General features: G+C 45.2%; 13 protein-coding genes. 1 reads left to right on the top strand and 12 read right to left on the bottom strand.

The window, feature by feature from the left end; genetic code table 11:
• Window positions 1-9: 9 nt before the first annotated feature.
• A complete protein-coding gene (guaB, locus tag IJ23_RS06575; protein ID WP_017633908.1) occupies window positions 10-1,476 on the bottom strand; it encodes an IMP dehydrogenase in 1,467 nt (488 codons plus the stop codon).
• 231 nt (window positions 1,477-1,707) lie between these two features.
• Here guaB and xseA point away from each other — a divergent pair, with 231 nt between their 5' ends.
• Window positions 1,708-3,039 carry an exodeoxyribonuclease VII large subunit gene (xseA, locus tag IJ23_RS06570; RefSeq protein ID WP_033905808.1) on the top strand — a complete coding sequence of 444 codons (1,332 nt, stop codon included), beginning with the start codon at window positions 1,708-1,710 and terminating at the stop codon, window positions 3,037-3,039.
• A gap of 13 nt (window positions 3,040-3,052) precedes the next feature.
• Here xseA and IJ23_RS06565 read toward each other — a convergent pair whose 3' ends face one another.
• The 11 genes from IJ23_RS06565 to pepB all read right to left on the bottom strand — a co-directional run bounded on the left by IJ23_RS06565 (window position 3,053) and on the right by pepB (window position 15,226).
• Entirely contained in the window at window positions 3,053-3,277 is a 225-nt protein-coding gene (locus tag IJ23_RS06565; RefSeq protein ID WP_012842112.1) for a zinc ribbon domain-containing protein, read from the bottom strand.
• Window positions 3,278-3,586: 309 nt separating this feature from the next.
• Window positions 3,587-4,462 carry a metal-dependent hydrolase gene (locus IJ23_RS06560; RefSeq protein ID WP_033905865.1) on the bottom strand — a complete coding sequence of 292 codons (876 nt, stop codon included), beginning with the start codon at window positions 4,460-4,462 and terminating at the stop codon, window positions 3,587-3,589.
• Window positions 4,463-4,521: 59 nt separating this feature from the next.
• Window positions 4,522-6,018 (bottom strand): ribosome biogenesis GTPase Der, encoded by a 1,497-nt coding sequence (gene der / locus IJ23_RS06555; protein WP_017820569.1) that lies wholly within the window; start codon window positions 6,016-6,018, stop codon window positions 4,522-4,524.
• Between the two features lie 167 nt (window positions 6,019-6,185).
• Window positions 6,186-7,346: an outer membrane protein assembly factor BamB gene (gene bamB / locus IJ23_RS06550; protein WP_005381696.1), complete on the bottom strand. Its 1,161-nt coding sequence runs from the start codon at window positions 7,344-7,346 to the stop codon at window positions 6,186-6,188.
• 12 nt (window positions 7,347-7,358) lie between these two features.
• Window positions 7,359-7,973, bottom strand: a complete 615-nt coding sequence (locus IJ23_RS06545) for a YfgM family protein (RefSeq protein WP_033905806.1) — start codon at window positions 7,971-7,973, stop codon at window positions 7,359-7,361.
• A 126-nt stretch (window positions 7,974-8,099) separates the two neighbouring features.
• The gene (hisS, locus tag IJ23_RS06540; protein WP_005381698.1) at window positions 8,100-9,368 is read right to left on the bottom strand and encodes a histidine--tRNA ligase; all 1,269 of its coding nucleotides are present in this window, start codon (window positions 9,366-9,368) and stop codon (window positions 8,100-8,102) included.
• Between the two features lie 26 nt (window positions 9,369-9,394).
• Window positions 9,395-10,513, bottom strand: a complete 1,119-nt coding sequence (ispG, locus tag IJ23_RS06535; RefSeq protein WP_005381699.1) for a flavodoxin-dependent (E)-4-hydroxy-3-methylbut-2-enyl-diphosphate synthase — start codon at window positions 10,511-10,513, stop codon at window positions 9,395-9,397.
• 6 nt (window positions 10,514-10,519) lie between these two features.
• On the bottom strand, window positions 10,520-11,470 hold the full coding sequence (gene rodZ, locus IJ23_RS06530) for a cytoskeleton protein RodZ (protein ID WP_005383707.1): 951 nt from the start codon (window positions 11,468-11,470) through the stop codon (window positions 10,520-10,522).
• Window positions 11,471-11,905: 435 nt separating this feature from the next.
• The gene (locus tag IJ23_RS06525; RefSeq protein ID WP_017633913.1) at window positions 11,906-13,033 is read right to left on the bottom strand and encodes a bifunctional tRNA (adenosine(37)-C2)-methyltransferase TrmG/ribosomal RNA large subunit methyltransferase RlmN; all 1,128 of its coding nucleotides are present in this window, start codon (window positions 13,031-13,033) and stop codon (window positions 11,906-11,908) included.
• 373 nt (window positions 13,034-13,406) lie between these two features.
• Window positions 13,407-13,832 (bottom strand): nucleoside-diphosphate kinase, encoded by a 426-nt coding sequence (gene ndk / locus IJ23_RS06520; protein ID WP_005381702.1) that lies wholly within the window; start codon window positions 13,830-13,832, stop codon window positions 13,407-13,409.
• A 95-nt stretch (window positions 13,833-13,927) separates the two neighbouring features.
• Window positions 13,928-15,226 (bottom strand): aminopeptidase PepB, encoded by a 1,299-nt coding sequence (gene pepB, locus IJ23_RS06515; protein WP_033905804.1) that lies wholly within the window; start codon window positions 15,224-15,226, stop codon window positions 13,928-13,930.
• Window positions 15,227-15,328: the final 102 nt, after the last annotated feature.

Below are 15,328 nucleotides of genomic sequence, written 5' to 3'. Positions count from 1 at the left end.
GTTAGGTAATTAGTTCCCTAGACGGTAGTTCGGTGCTTCCTTAGTAATTTGAACATCGTGTACATGAGACTCTTGCATACCAGCACCAGAGATACGTACAAATTCAGCTTTCGTACGCATATCTTCGATAGTTGCAGAACCAGTTAGACCCATGCTTGAACGTAGACCACCCATTTGTTGGTGTACGATCTCTTTTAGACGGCCTTTGTATGCGATACGACCTTCGATACCTTCTGGTACTAGCTTGTCCGCTGCGTTGTCAGACTGGAAGTAACGGTCAGAAGAACCTTGAGACATAGCACCAAGAGAACCCATGCCACGGTAAGACTTGTAAGAACGGCCGTTGTATAGAATCACTTCACCCGGCGCTTCTTCAGTACCTGCAAACATAGAACCAACCATCACACATGATGCGCCAGCTACGATTGCTTTACAGATATCACCTGAGAAACGGATACCACCGTCAGCAATAACCGGAATACCATAATCATTAGCCACTTCTGCCGCATCTGCGATTGCAGTGATTTGTGGAACTCCCACACCCGTTACAATACGAGTTGTACAGATAGAACCAGGGCCGATACCCACTTTCACTGCGCTTACGCCAGCTTCGATTAGTGCTTTAGCACCAGCACCTGTTGCTACGTTACCACCGATGATGTCTAGATCTGGGTAAGCAGCGCGAGTTTCGCGGATGCGGTTTAGTACACCTTCAGAATGTCCGTGTGAAGAGTCGATAAGTAGAATGTCAACGCCTGCTTCAACTAGAGCAGCAACACGCTCTTCGTTACCCGCACCAGCACCAACTGCTGCGCCAACACGTAGGCGACCACGCTCATCTTTACATGCGTTTGGTTTACGTTCTGCTTTGTGGAAGTCTTTCGCAGTAATCATACCGGTTAGTTGGAACTCATCATTCACAACCAATACTTTCTCTACACGAGCTTCGTGCATTTTCTCTTGCACTTCTTCTCGTGTTGCACCTTCTTTAACTGCTGCCAACTTCTCTTTTGGCGTCATTACTGAAGATACTTTCTTAGAAAGGTCCGTCACAAAACGAACGTCACGACCAGTGATAATACCAACAAGCTCATTGCTCTCAGTGACAACAGGGAAACCTGCAAAACCATGCTTTTCAGTGAGTGCAACAACATCAGCGATGGTCGCGTCAGGGTTTACAGTAACCGCGTCAGTTACCATACCAGCTTCGAACTTCTTAACTTTACGAACTTCGGCTGCCTGCTGCTCAATAGACATGTTCTTGTGGATAAAGCCAATGCCACCCTCTTGCGCTAGCGCAATTGCTAGACGAGCTTCAGTAACAGTGTCCATAGACGCTGAAATCATTGGGATGTTTAGGGTGATGTTCTTAGTTAGCTGAGTGCGAAGATCAGCTGTGTTTGGGAGAACGGTGGAGTGTGCTGGCACAAGTAGTACGTCATCGAATGTCAGCGCTTCTTTGGCAATTCTTAGCATTTGCAATATCTCACAATTAGAGGAGTAAAAAGAACAATCCAATCTCATCGTTTCGCATAATGAGGGTAACCTGCGTTAGCAACTAGCTACATTTGGATTAGATATTGCGGAGGGATTATACGGTTAACGCAATCGCTTGACCACAAATTTTTTAATTTTTTTCTTGCAATTACCCCCTTGCTATGTATTATATTGCCGCTAATTTCCATACTCACGTCTAAGAGATTAGCTGTGCTCTCCAAGACCAATCAAAACATCTTTACTGTTTCTCGTCTCAACGCAGAAGTTCGTTTACTCCTTGAAAACGAAATGGGGATCGTTTGGCTCGTCGGAGAGATATCCAACTTTTCAGCTCCTGTCTCTGGTCACTGGTACCTCACTCTTAAAGACTCTCGCGCTCAAGTTAAATGTGCCATGTTTCGTGGTAACAATCGCCGCGTTACTTTCAAACCCGCTAACGGTAATCAAGTCCTAGTAAAAGCTCGTCTGTCTCTTTATGAGCCTCGCGGTGACTACCAATTGATCATCGAAAGCATGCAACCGGAAGGTGATGGCCGTCTTCAACAAGAGTTTGAAGAGCTGAAAATGAAGCTTGCAGCAGAAGGGTTGTTCGCGCAAATCAATAAGAAATCTTTGCCTGAGCACCCTAAACGTGTTGGCGTCATCACATCGAAAACTGGTGCCGCGCTTTACGATATCTTAGACGTATTGAAACGTCGTGATCCTTCCCTACCTGTTGTGATTTATCCGACAGTGGTACAAGGTGAGGACGCAGCCATTCAAATTGCACAAGCCATTGGTCGCGCTAACAGCCGTGATGAATGTGATGTACTAATTGTGGGCCGAGGTGGTGGTTCATTAGAAGACTTATGGTGCTTTAACAACGAGATATTAGCTCGCACGATTGCAGCAAGCCAAATTCCTATTATTAGCGCCGTTGGACATGAAGTTGACGTGACAATAGCTGATTTTGTCGCCGACGTACGCGCGCCTACTCCATCAGCAGCCGCTGAGCTAGTAAGCCGTGATAACAGCCACAAAGATCAAGCTTTAGTTACCCGCCAGCATAAGTTAGCGAGCGCGATGCGTTACTACCTAGCACAACAAAAGCAGCAATTTGCTCAATTAGTGCACCGTCTAGAGAGACAGCACCCAAGCTATCGCTTGCAACGTCAGACGCAACAGTTAGATGAGTTGGACATGCGCTTACAGCGAGCGATGAGTCGTTTTATTGCCTTGCGTCAACAGCGAATCGAGCGTCAACATTATCGGCTGCAATTAAATTCTCCTGTAACACGCCTTGCCGAGCAGAAGTCGAAGCTAGAACGTGTTGAGCAAAAGCTCATGGATGCAATGGATCGCAAATTACTGACTATGCGCCATCAACTCGCGATTGCTGCAGAGAAATTAGACACCGTCAGCCCACTAGCGACATTGAAACGAGGTTACTCAATTACTCAAACTGAGCAAGGTAAAGTGATTACTCAATCTTCAGATGTAAAATCGGGAGATGTATTGATTACTCGATTAGCCGAAGGCGACGTTCGCTCTACCGTTAACTGAATACAAACTCTGGTTAACTGATTTTCTGGAACTCAAATCGGACACGTGATTTTGATTTGAGTTCATTACACACATTACAAAAGTAACTCGCAGCACCGCATGCTTGCAGCTTCTCCAGCTCCGCCTCACAATCAGGGCAAAAACCTACTTTTTTAAAATCCGATTCACACTGTGCACAATGGTATTGTCCTGTCCATTCCAGTTCGACATTGCAAGTCGGGCAAATGTTCTGCTGCATATCCCGTTCCTCTCTCTAAACTAAGCAATTTCGAGTAACGCATGCTACTCAAAATAACGAACAAGTATGTTGATCTTCATCACCGCCCCAACAAGTTTCACGAGGCGTTAACCATACTTGATACGTAGGATCTTATACTGATCGTCTGATATTTACTCCTTGATCAGCGATCACCCCTTAAAAGAATATTTATATAACCACACACCGAAAGCATAAGTTACATATTCTGCATTCCAATTTAAGATAGAATAAAAAACCTTAAAGAGATTTAATTAAACGAAAAATCAGAATTTAATAAAAAGATCTTATTCAAAAAGCAGTGTTTACATTGGTGTGCATTTCGATAGTTTGAGCGTCGAGCTTAACGAGTTTAACTTGGATAAAAGCAAACTCATTTAAATGGCTCGCATGCGTTCCACCACAAGGGATTACCGCTAATTGACCTTCCCCTAAATCGCACTTCCAATAGCGAGAATCCGTTAATCTGTCACCGTGGCATTCCATGGTGATCATCGCATCTCTTTGAAGCCATTCAACCAGTTGGCCATTCACTTTTTCTGCAATCGCCTGGAGGTCATTCAGCATATCTGCACTGTTTAATCCTCTTTTACGGAGTGTTTTGCCTAAACGGTACGTATCGAGGCACTTGTCTGGAGTGACATAACTAGTAACTTGCGCATAGCTATTAAAGTCATAATAACCATGTGGGTCTTTGCGGTCTGCGTCTTTTCGCCAATAGTCTTCCGATAGTACTTTATTCAACGCCAAATACGCTAAGTGTCCTGCAGTGTGGCCTCGACTCACAGCATTTTGATAGTCTTTATCTACCGCTAATGTTACCAAGTCATTAATTGCAAATGATTCCGTACGTGATAAAACATGCACGACGACAAACACCCAACCTTCAGCATCACGCTTTACAGGGATGTCACTACCCACATACAAAGCACCACTCTCCTGCTCCACTGCTCCAACTTGGCAATCTACTACGTCATGCTCAGACCCATTCACCTTCAACGTTCCTTTATCTGCAGGGTGATCCGGCCATATGTGACTAACGGGATGGAACGGCGTGACATCTGTAATAACGTAAGTCACTTCTTCCGTAGATTGAACGAGCTGTATTTGTGCTTCTAATTGCCATGTTTGATGACAAAAACGAGTCTTTGTTGCTGTGATAGTCATTTTTACGATTACTTTTGATAAAAAAATACCCAAGTAGAAACTTGGGTATTCGAATTTCATTATTTATTGCGGTTTTTCACCATCGACATCATACGTTTGCGTTTACGCTCTTGTGATAGCGTAAGCTTATTCGTACGGTTCTCGTATGGGTTATCACTGTTGTGGAAGTTAATGCGAATCGGTGTTCCCATAATTTCCAGAGACTTACGGAAGTAGTTCATCAGATAACGTTTATACGAATCTGGCAATTCACGAACCATGTTACCGTGGATAACAACGATCGGTGGGTTGTAACCACCTGCGTGTGCGTATTTGAGTTTGATACGACGACCACGAACCATTGGCGGTTGGTGATCATCCACAGCCATCTTCATGATACGCGTCAGTACTGACGTACCCACACGCGTTGTCGCCGAGTTATATGCTTCTTGAATAGATTCAAACAAGTGACCAACGCCAGTACCGTGCAGCGCAGAGATAAAGTGGATACGCGCGAAGTCGACGAATCCTAGACGGCGGTCCAGTTCTTTCTTCACGCTTTCTTTCACGTCACTGTCTAGACCATCCCACTTGTTAACGGCGATGACAATTGAGCGGCCAGCATTCAGTGCAAAACCAAGCAAGCTTAGGTCTTGGTCTGAAATATTTTCACGTGCATCAATCACCAGTAGAACGACGTTTGCATCTTCTACCGCTTTCAGCGTCTTAACAACAGAGAACTTTTCAACCGTTTCATTGATACGACCACGACGACGAACACCTGCGGTATCAATTAGTACGTATTCGCGTCCATCACGCTCCATCGGGATGTAGATAGAATCGCGCGTTGTACCAGGCATATCGTATACAACCACACGTTCTTCACCCAGAATACGGTTAGTCAGTGTCGATTTACCTACGTTAGGACGACCGATGATCGCCAACTTAATCGGCTGCTCTTGAAGGCGTTTGAACTCTGCTTCTGCGTCTTCTTCAGTGTAATCTTCAACAAGAGGCTCTTCGTCTTCGAATCCAGTCAGGTCTTCAATCTCACCTTCTTCAGATTCACTTGTTAGTAGATCATCAAAGAATGGAGATAAAGCACGCTCAAGCAAAGCGGTCACACCACGGCCATGAGCGGCCGCAATCTGGTACATATCATCCACGCCGAGCTGCCAAAAGTCAGCACACGCCGCATCGGCATCAATACCATCGATTTTGTTTACTACCAGCATCGCTGGCTTTTCAATTTTACGCAGATGCGCAGCAATTGCTTCATCTGAAGGTGTCAGACCAGCACGACCGTCAACAAGGAACAATACAACATCAGCCTCATCAATCGCGGCTAATGACTGTTCTGCCATCTTTGTTTCCACGCCTTCTTCTGTGCCATCGATACCACCAGTATCAATCACAATGAATTCGTGCTCTTCACCAAGTCTCGCCTGGCCATATTTACGGTCTCGCGTTAGGCCTGGAAAGTCCGCAACCAACGCGTCACGAGTGCGAGTCAATCGGTTAAATAGTGTAGATTTACCTACGTTCGGACGCCCTACTAGAGCTACAACAGGTACCATAACAACCTCTACAATAATCTTTCTTCTGTAGTTATAGGTAACGACTTGCTCGATGCCAAATCAAACCAGCTTTTTACCTATAACCACGTCAGGGTTAATAAATTCAAACAACAAAACGGCTCCTAGCTGTCACCAGCCAGGAGCCGAATGTGAATTATATCACGATATTATTCGTTAATGGTTAGTTTCTTTACATCGCCGTTGCGAGTTGTAATCACATAACCATCCGACAATAACGTCGGGCCAACTGCCAAGCCACTATCATCGACAAACTGCTGCGCAACAAATTCGCCCGTTGAACGATCCATCCAGTGAAGGTAACCAAGCGTGTCACCGACAACGAGATAATTGCCAACAATAACTGGCGCTGTAAGTTGTCGGTGCTCAAGCAAGCTGTTTTCCCACAACTCAGTCCCGCTTCGTGAATCAACGGCAACAACATGATCTTTTTCCGTTATCACAAAGATGCGACTACCATCTGTAGAAATGTCTGTCGCAGATGAGTAATTACGTTTCCAAATCGGGTTCGCTGAACGCAAGTCAATGGCGATAAGTTGACCATTGTATCCAATGGTGAAAAGAGTACCGCCTAGCACAATTGGCGATGAATCAACGTCAACCAAACGATCAATTTCTGTCGCGCCTTTTGGCGTACCAACAGGCTGTTGCCAAATCAACTGACCACGCTCAACGATAGCAGCTGCGAGTCGGCCATTTGCCGTTCCCCAAAATACACCGCCGCCAATTGCAGTTGGAGTACTGTCGCCACGTAAAGTTAAGTTCGGCACTTCTGTACTCAATGCCCAGCGTTGCTCACCTGTACTCTCATTAAGGGCAATCAACATGCCTCGGCTAGTATTGATGATAATAAGGCCTGAATCTGCAACTGGCTTCGCCAGTACCTCACCACCAACTTTTACACGCCAAACAATTTCACCTGTTTCTTGGTCAAGAGAGATGACTTCACCATTCTCAGAGCCAATGTAAAGGTTTCCGTATGCCGCTGTGATACCACCAGAGAGACGAGCAATGACATCTTCTTCTAGGTCCGTTTGCCAACGTTGTTTACCATTCTCAGGATCCAGCGCTTTTACTAAGCCATCACGACTTGCCACGAACAATGTATCATTCGCAAATACAGGGGATAGCTTTGAAAAGTAATGACCGACACCATCGCCAACCGATGTGCTCCACTCACTACTGGTTGTAAACTGACTGTCTACCTGAGGTAGTGGCGCCATTACAATGGTGTCTTTCTCACCTGCACAACCGGCAAGTACTCCCATTGTTAACGCCCCTAGCAAGGCTTTCTTAAAGACTCTTTTCATCCAATGCGGTCCTTATTTCGCCAGATCGTCCAATTTCATTTGTAGTGTCGGGCTTGCATCTACCGCTTGCTGAGCTTCAGTATACGCAGCGTACGCAGCATCTTTGTCACCTTGGCGAATCGCAATATCGCCACGAAGTTCAGCAATACGACCTGTCCATGCTGTATCAGTGACGTTACTTAGCTCTGCCGTTGCAGCGTCGAAGTTACCCATTTCCGTCTCAATACGCGCAATGCGGTAACTAATCAATGGTAACAACGCAGCATCTTGAATGTTGCTTTGCGCCCACTTCAGTTGCTCCAATGCAGCAGAAAGGTCTTGAGCTTCAACTTGTGCTTTAGCAAGTTGTAGCGCAGCCAATACTGAGTATTCTTTTACTTCATTTGACTCAATGAAAGCTTTCACGTCAGCTTGAGCATCAGTGCCTTTGTCTTGCAAAGCATTCATTGCTGTCGTGTAGCTTTGAGAAGCTGCTTCACTCGCCTGAATCACAGAATCCTGGTAGTAACGCCAGCCAAATAGACCACCTAAACCAACGACCGCACCGATGATGACGGCTTTGCCGTTTTCCTTCCACCAGTCTTTAATGGCTTCAACTTGTTGTTCTTCAGTATCGTAAAGTTCCACTTCCTGTCCTCTTAAAACATGTAAATGGCAGCTTAGCTGCCATTGTTCCTATTTCGTTTAAAGGCTCCACATTTGGGAGCCTTAGCTTACGAACTAGGATGTAATTTTGTTAGATTACTAAAAGACTTAAATCAGTGCTGCGATCTTTTCTGCAACTTCTGCTTGGTTGTAAGTCTCTTGCTCACCACCAGCTAAGTCTTTCAGTACTACGGTATTATCCGCAACTTCGTTTTCGCCCAGAACCAATGCTACAACAGCACCAACTTTGTCTGCGCGTTTAAACTGTTTCTTGAAGTTACCGCCACCGAAGTGATTCATCACACGAACGCCTGGAACAGACTCGCGAAGCTGTTCTGCTAGCTTCATTCCTGCCATCATGGTGCCTTCACCCGCTGTGACTACGTACACGTCAACACTGCGACGAACGTCTGTCAGTTCCAACGTTTCTAGCATCAGTACTAGACGCTCTAGGCCCATTGCAAAGCCAACCGCTGGTGTTGGTTTACCACCTAATTGCTCTACAAGACCATCGTAACGACCACCGCCACATACAGTGCCTTGAGCACCTAGGCTCTCAGTGATCCACTCAAATACCGTGCGATTGTAGTAATCCAGACCACGAACTAGACGTTCGTTAACTGTGTATTTGATACCTGCAGCGTCTAAAAGTTCACATAGACCTGCGAAGTGTGCTTTAGATTCTTCACCCAAGTAATCTGAAAGGCGAGGCGCATCACCTAAAATAGCTTGAACGTCTGGGTTCTTCGTATCCAGAACACGCAGTGGGTTCGTGTGCATGCGACGCTTACAATCTTCATCTAGCACATCAATATGTTGCTCAAGGAATGCAACCAGTGCAGTACGGTAGTCTGCGCGGTCTTCTTGAGAACCGATAGAGTTCAGCTCAAGACGAACATGTTCATTGATACCTAGCTCACGCCATAAACGCGCCGTCATCATGATAAGCTCTGCATCAACATCTGGACCATTTAGACCAAACACCTCAACACCACACTGGTGGAATTGACGGTAACGACCTTTCTGCGGACGTTCATGGCGGAACATAGGCCCCATGTACCACAGACGCTGTTCATCACGGTTGATAAGGCTGTTTTGAATACATGAACGTACACAACCCGCCGTACCTTCAGGGCGAAGTGTTAGGCTGTCGCCGTTACGGTCATCAAAGGTGTACATTTCTTTTGAAACGACGTCTGTTTCTTCACCAACAGCGCGGCTGAATAGGTTTGTTTCTTCAACGATTGGCATGCGCACTTCGTTATAACCGTATGCGCTAATTACATTTTTCACTGTGTTTTCTAGTTTTTGCCACAGTGGCGACTGAGTTGGGAGGCAATCGTTCATGCCTCGAATTGCTTGAATTGTTTTTGCCACAATACTTACCGTAATTCTCGTTGAGATTAATCTTGTACTTTAACTTCGATGCGGTTTTCGCCATTCATCATAGCTGCTTTCGCACGGATCTTAGCTTCTAGCTTATTCACAAGGTCATCGTTATCAAAGCGCTCTTTCTGGCGTTTACCATCTTCGTAGAATGCGCTCTTCTTGTTACTACCTGCTAGACCTAAGTGAGAAACTTCTGCTTCACCAGGGCCGTTTACCACACAACCGATGATAGACACATCCATTGGCGTGATGATGTCTTCTAAACGTTGCTCCAGTGCATTCACCGTACCAATCACATCGAATTCTTGGCGTGAGCAGCTTGGGCACGCAATAAAGTTGATGCCTCGAGAGCGAATGCGCAGAGATTTAAGGATGTCGAAACCGACTTTGATTTCTTCAACTGGATCGGCAGCCAAAGAGATACGCAGCGTATCGCCTATCCCTTCAGATAACAGCATACCTAAGCCAACAGATGACTTAACAGCGCCAGCTCGAGCACCACCCGCCTCTGTGATACCTAAATGAAGAGGCTGATCGATTTTCTTCGCCAGCAGACGATATGAATCCACCGCAAGAAAAACGTCTGAAGCTTTCACGCTAACTTTAAATTGGTCAAAGTTAAGACGATCGAGATGATCTACGTGACGCATCGCCGATTCAACCAAGGCTTCTGGCGTAGGCTCACCGTATTTCATCTGTAGATCTTTTTCCAAAGATCCACCATTGACACCAATACGGATCGGGATATTTTTATCGCGAGCGCAATCAACAACAGCGCGAATGCGCTCTTCATTGCCGATGTTACCTGGGTTGATACGTAAACAGTCAACTCCGTACTCCGCCACTTTCAGCGCGATACGATAGTCGAAATGAATATCAGCCACTAATGGTACAGAAACTTGCTGTTTAATCAGTTTGAAAGCTTCTGCTGCGTCCATCGTAGGTACAGAAACTCGAACGATATCTGCGCCGACTTTTTCTAGTGCTCGGATTTGAGCGACTGTCGCTTCTACGTCAGTCGTGCGAGTGTTAGTCATTGACTGTACTGCAATTGGCGCACCATCACCAATTGGCACATCACCCACATAAATACGCGTCGATTTACGACGAATAATTGGAGATTCGTGTTGCATAATTTTTTATAACGGTAGAGTGAATCTAGCTACTTTGCCTGAAGTATACCCAGAAAGGTCGACAGGTTCACTTGCAAATGTCATTGTAACCCCTTCCGGTGCGCCTAATATCACTTTAAATGGCGCTTTTCCGGTAAGTTCTACATCTTGTCCTGGCTTATGAGTACCACTTACCAGCGTTTTACCATTGGTGTCTTTTACTTGAATCCAACAGTCCGCTTTAAACTTCATAGTAAGAAGTGTCATGCCTTCAGGTACTACTGGCGCAGGCTGTTCCTCTTCCGCCGCTTCAATCACGGCAACAGGTTCTTCAGAATCTACGCTTGTTGTATTTTCAGTTTCAGTCAGCAAAGGATCCGCCCCTTGCTCAACGGGTGCTTCAGTCAATTCAGCAACACCTTCATTAGTTGAAGCAACTTCTTCAGGAGTGCTTGCGATTAACTCTTCAGCCGTCATCAAATCGATATCAGCTAATTCTTGAGCAGTGGGCTGCGGCGCTTCAACACTTGAATCCGTTACTTCCTTAGTTAGGCTATTCTCTTGTTGGTTTTGCCACCACCATGCAGCTGAAATGCCAATAATGACTAGCCCGATAACCCAAGTAAGGAGCATAATACGGCTATTGTGCTTCTCGTCTTTTGTTTTACGAGAGAAGCTTTGCATTTCAATTTCTTGCTCTTGAGGCTGAGCATCGGCAGTCTGCTCTAACGCCGTCAAAACCACCTTCTCATCAAGACCTACGAATTTAGCGTAAGAGCGTAAGTAACCACGCGTAAATGTCGCGACTTGTTGAGATTCAAATCGGTTATTTTCAATATCTTCAATCACAGAAATGCGAAGCCTCAGGCGGTCGGCAACTTGCTTTTGGCTCATTCCCAAGGATTCACGTTTGTTTTTCAGTAATGTGCCAGCTTCAATAGAGAGTGGCACTTCATTCGTATTTTCGTGTTCTGTCATAATGGCGGTATTTAATCTGTTTTAGTGGCTAACGTGGTCATGTATTTTCGTTATTTTTCTTAAGCCTCTTTAAAGATAGCTAGCCAAAACGCGTTAACCAAAAATAATAATTTTAAGAAACTCTCAGCGATCTGAGTGCGAATACCCGTTTTGCAAAAATCAGCAAAACGTATGTGAGAAAGTGCTGAGAATTATCGGTGTCATCGTTAGTGTTACATATCATGATAAGCGAATGCGCAACGAAGACAAAAACTCTTTACACTCAAACTAACAGATAGCTCAAGCTTTTGTCCAAACTTTGACAAAGGAATTCGAAATTATACCCAAATAACCTTAGGTTGAAGAGTGATAGTCCCAAATCTTGGCGAAAATGTCCTAAACAATAAACAAAATAGCCAGAGCGAATGGCTCTGGCTATTTTTGAATTCCGGTCGTTTATACAGCTTTCACTTCAATGGTATCGGCACCGCGTGACGCTTTCAGCATTGCCGTACGTTTAGTTCGGTCAATTACATCACCGACCAACTGACCACATGCGGCATCAATGTCATCACCACGTGTTTTACGAACCGTAACTGTGTGCTCGTATTGCATCAATGTTTTTTGGAAGCGATCAATACGTGAGTTACTTGGTTTCTTGTAAGGTGAACCTGGGTACGGGTTAAACGGAATCAAGTTAATCTTACATGGTGTGTCTTTCATCAATTCAGCCAGCTCGCGTGCATGGTCCATGTCATCGTTCACATGATCAAGCAACACGTACTCGACTGTTACCTTGCCACGGTTTGCATTCGATGAAGCAATGTAACGACGAACGGATGCTAGGAAATCTTGAATATCCCAACGATCGTTAATTGGCATGATTTCACTACGCAGCTTATCGTTTGGCGCATGAAGAGAGATCGCCAACGCAACGTCGATTTTGCCCGTCATCTGATCAAGACCAGAAACCACACCTGATGTTGATACGGTTACGCGACGCTTCGACAAACCAAAGCCAAGGTCATCCAACATTAACTCCAGTGCTGGAATCAAGTTCTTCATATTAAGAAGCGGCTCACCCATACCCATCATCACGACGTTCGTAATTGGGCGACGGCCTGTTTCTTTCTCAAGACCAATTTCACGTGCAGCACGCCACACCTGACCGATGATCTCTGAAACTTTCAAGTTACGGTTAAAGCCCTGCTGTGCTGTTGAGCAGAACTTACATTCCAATGCACAACCTACTTGAGAAGATACACAAAGCGTTGCGCGATCATCTTCTGGAATGTAAACCGTTTCTACATCCTGATCACCAACCTTCATTGCCCACTTGATCGTGCCGTCTGAAGAATGCTGAGCTTCTGCTACAGTTGGTGCTTTAATTTCACACTTGTGTAAAAGCTTTTCGCGCAGCTTCTTGTTGATGTTTGTCATTTTTTCGAAGTCATCTACACCGAAATGGTAGATCCACTTCATAACCTGATCGGCACGAAACGCTTTCTCGCCAAGTTCTTCCGCGAAAAACTGACGCATGCCTTTGCGATCAAAGTCGAGTAGATTGATTTTTTCAGTGGTCATGTTGCCTCTCAATGACTGAAACAAGAATAAGGGCGCGAATTGTACAGCCTTTATGCAGCTACAACAAGGGGTGTAAGACCCTGAGTTTGCTAAGGCATTAAAATAAAAACGATTAAATTTTAATCAGGCTTTACGGTGAGAATAATGATTAGACAACCGACAACAAAAGCGTAGAAGTGGTACAGAGAAAACAGTGAGAACAAACACACGTAACTAAGCTTTCACCCCTGTAAGATGCTCAGATTAGCCAACATCTTCGCGAATAATTACGAATGAACTCGCCGGTGAAATGGAGAATGCGGAATAAAAAACCTCGGACAATTCCGAGGTTATTACGAACTAGATCATCACGCAAAAGTGATGCATGAACGAGTTAGCGAGAGAAAACTTCTGATTCAGGGAAGAAAAACTCAATTTCACGAGCGGCAGACTCAGGGCTATCTGAACCATGAACTGAATTGTGACGCATGCTGAGTGCGTAATCAGCACGCAAAGTGCCACATGCCGCGTCCTCTGGGTTGGTTTTACCCATTAGCTCGCGGTAACGTGCAATCGCATTTTCGCCTTCCAATACCTGAACCATAATAGGACCAGATGTCATGAACTCTTTTAGAGGAGGGAAAAACTCTTTACCTTCATGCTCTGCATAAAAGCCGCTTGCCTGATCTTCTGTCAGGTGAACCATTTTGGCAGCGATGATACGTAGGCCAGCCTTTTCAATACGATTGTAGATTTCACCAATTAGGTTTCGCTCTACAGCATCAGGCTTAATGATTGAAAATGTTCTTTCTAGAGCCATAAAATTTCCTTTCTGTACTTGTAATAATAGTTGTGCTTTTAAAGTGACTTACTGGGTAAGAGCAGCACTCAAACAAGAGAGTGCTGCAATCAATCTTATTTTCCAGCTTGCTCATTGAGGAAACGAGCAAGTGTACGAACACCCATACCCGTTGCTCCCGCAGCCCATTTATCAGAAGCGGCTTTACGATACGTACCCGCACAGTCGAAATGTAACCAGCCTTTTTTGTAGTCCTCAACGAAGTAAGACAAGAATGCAGCTGCAGTACTTGCACCTGGAGAATAATCACCAGAGCTGATATTCGATAAATCGGCAAAATTAGATGGCAGCATTTCTCGATGGAAATCAGCAAGTGGTAGCGGCCACAAGCCTTCTTTTTCCTGGCTTGCCGCCGTAAGCGCTTGATGCGATAGCTCATCATCAAAGCTCATTAGCGCATGGTAATCGTTACCTAACGCATTCTTCGCTGCGCCTGTTAGCGTCGCGCAGTCAATGATTAACTCAGGCTTTTGCTCACTGGCGTAGATAAGACCGTCTGCAAGCACCAAGCGACCTTCCGCGTCGGTATTCATAATCTCAACGGTTTTGCCGTTTTTGTAAGTGATGATGTCGCCAAGCTTAAGGGCACGGCCAGAAACCATGTTCTCAGCACAACACAAGATCAGTTTTACGCGCTTGTTTAAACCGCGCAAGATAGCTAATCCTAGGCCACCAGTGATAGTACCCGAGCCACCCATATCTGCTTTCATTGCACTCATGAAGGTAGAAGGCTTCAAGCTGTAACCACCGGAATCAAAGGTGATGCCTTTACCCACAAGACATGCGAATACAGGTGCGTTTTCGTCACCAGTTGGGTTGTAGTCTAACTGAAGCATCGCAGAAGTACGCTCAGAACCACGGCCTACTGCGTAAATACCTTCCCAACCTTCTGCCAACAAGTCTTTGTCTTTGACGATACGTGCTTTCACCGTGCCTTTCGGCGCAACAGATTTGATGAATTCAGCAGCCATTGTCGCTAGCTGACGAGGAGCAACTTCTTCTGCCGTTTTGTTGATAATATCGCGGGTAAAATCAGTCGAAGTAATACGAGCTTGAAGCTCTGCTTGATCTTCATCAGACAATGCAGCCCACTCAACTGAGCCATGTTTTTTAGGGTTACGGAACCCTTGGTGGAAAGCCCATACGCTCTCTAGATCCCAGTTATCACCAGAAAGAAAAATAGAACGAATTCCTTGGCCATCTAGCTGACGAGCTGCACGTTGAATTGCGCCGAGATCATAACCTTCACCTAAGTGAATAGTTGCGCCGTTTTCAGCGAATGAAAGCAGTGCTTTTTCACCCCAATGTGGTGCTGCCGACTCTTGACTTAAAAATACAGACATCTGTGTAGACATGGTTTCTCCTTGTCTTATAGCAGCGTTGCCTACGCTGCTTCTTTTTAATAACTCACGGATGTTAGCATTATGTAGGGCAAAAATGTCAATTGGATAAAAAAA

The sequence above is a fragment of the Vibrio sp. OY15 genome (assembly GCF_000742455.1).
GTDB lineage: Bacteria > Pseudomonadota > Gammaproteobacteria > Enterobacterales > Vibrionaceae > Vibrio > Vibrio alginolyticus.
This window is presented reverse-complemented; position numbering and strand designations above follow the sequence as displayed.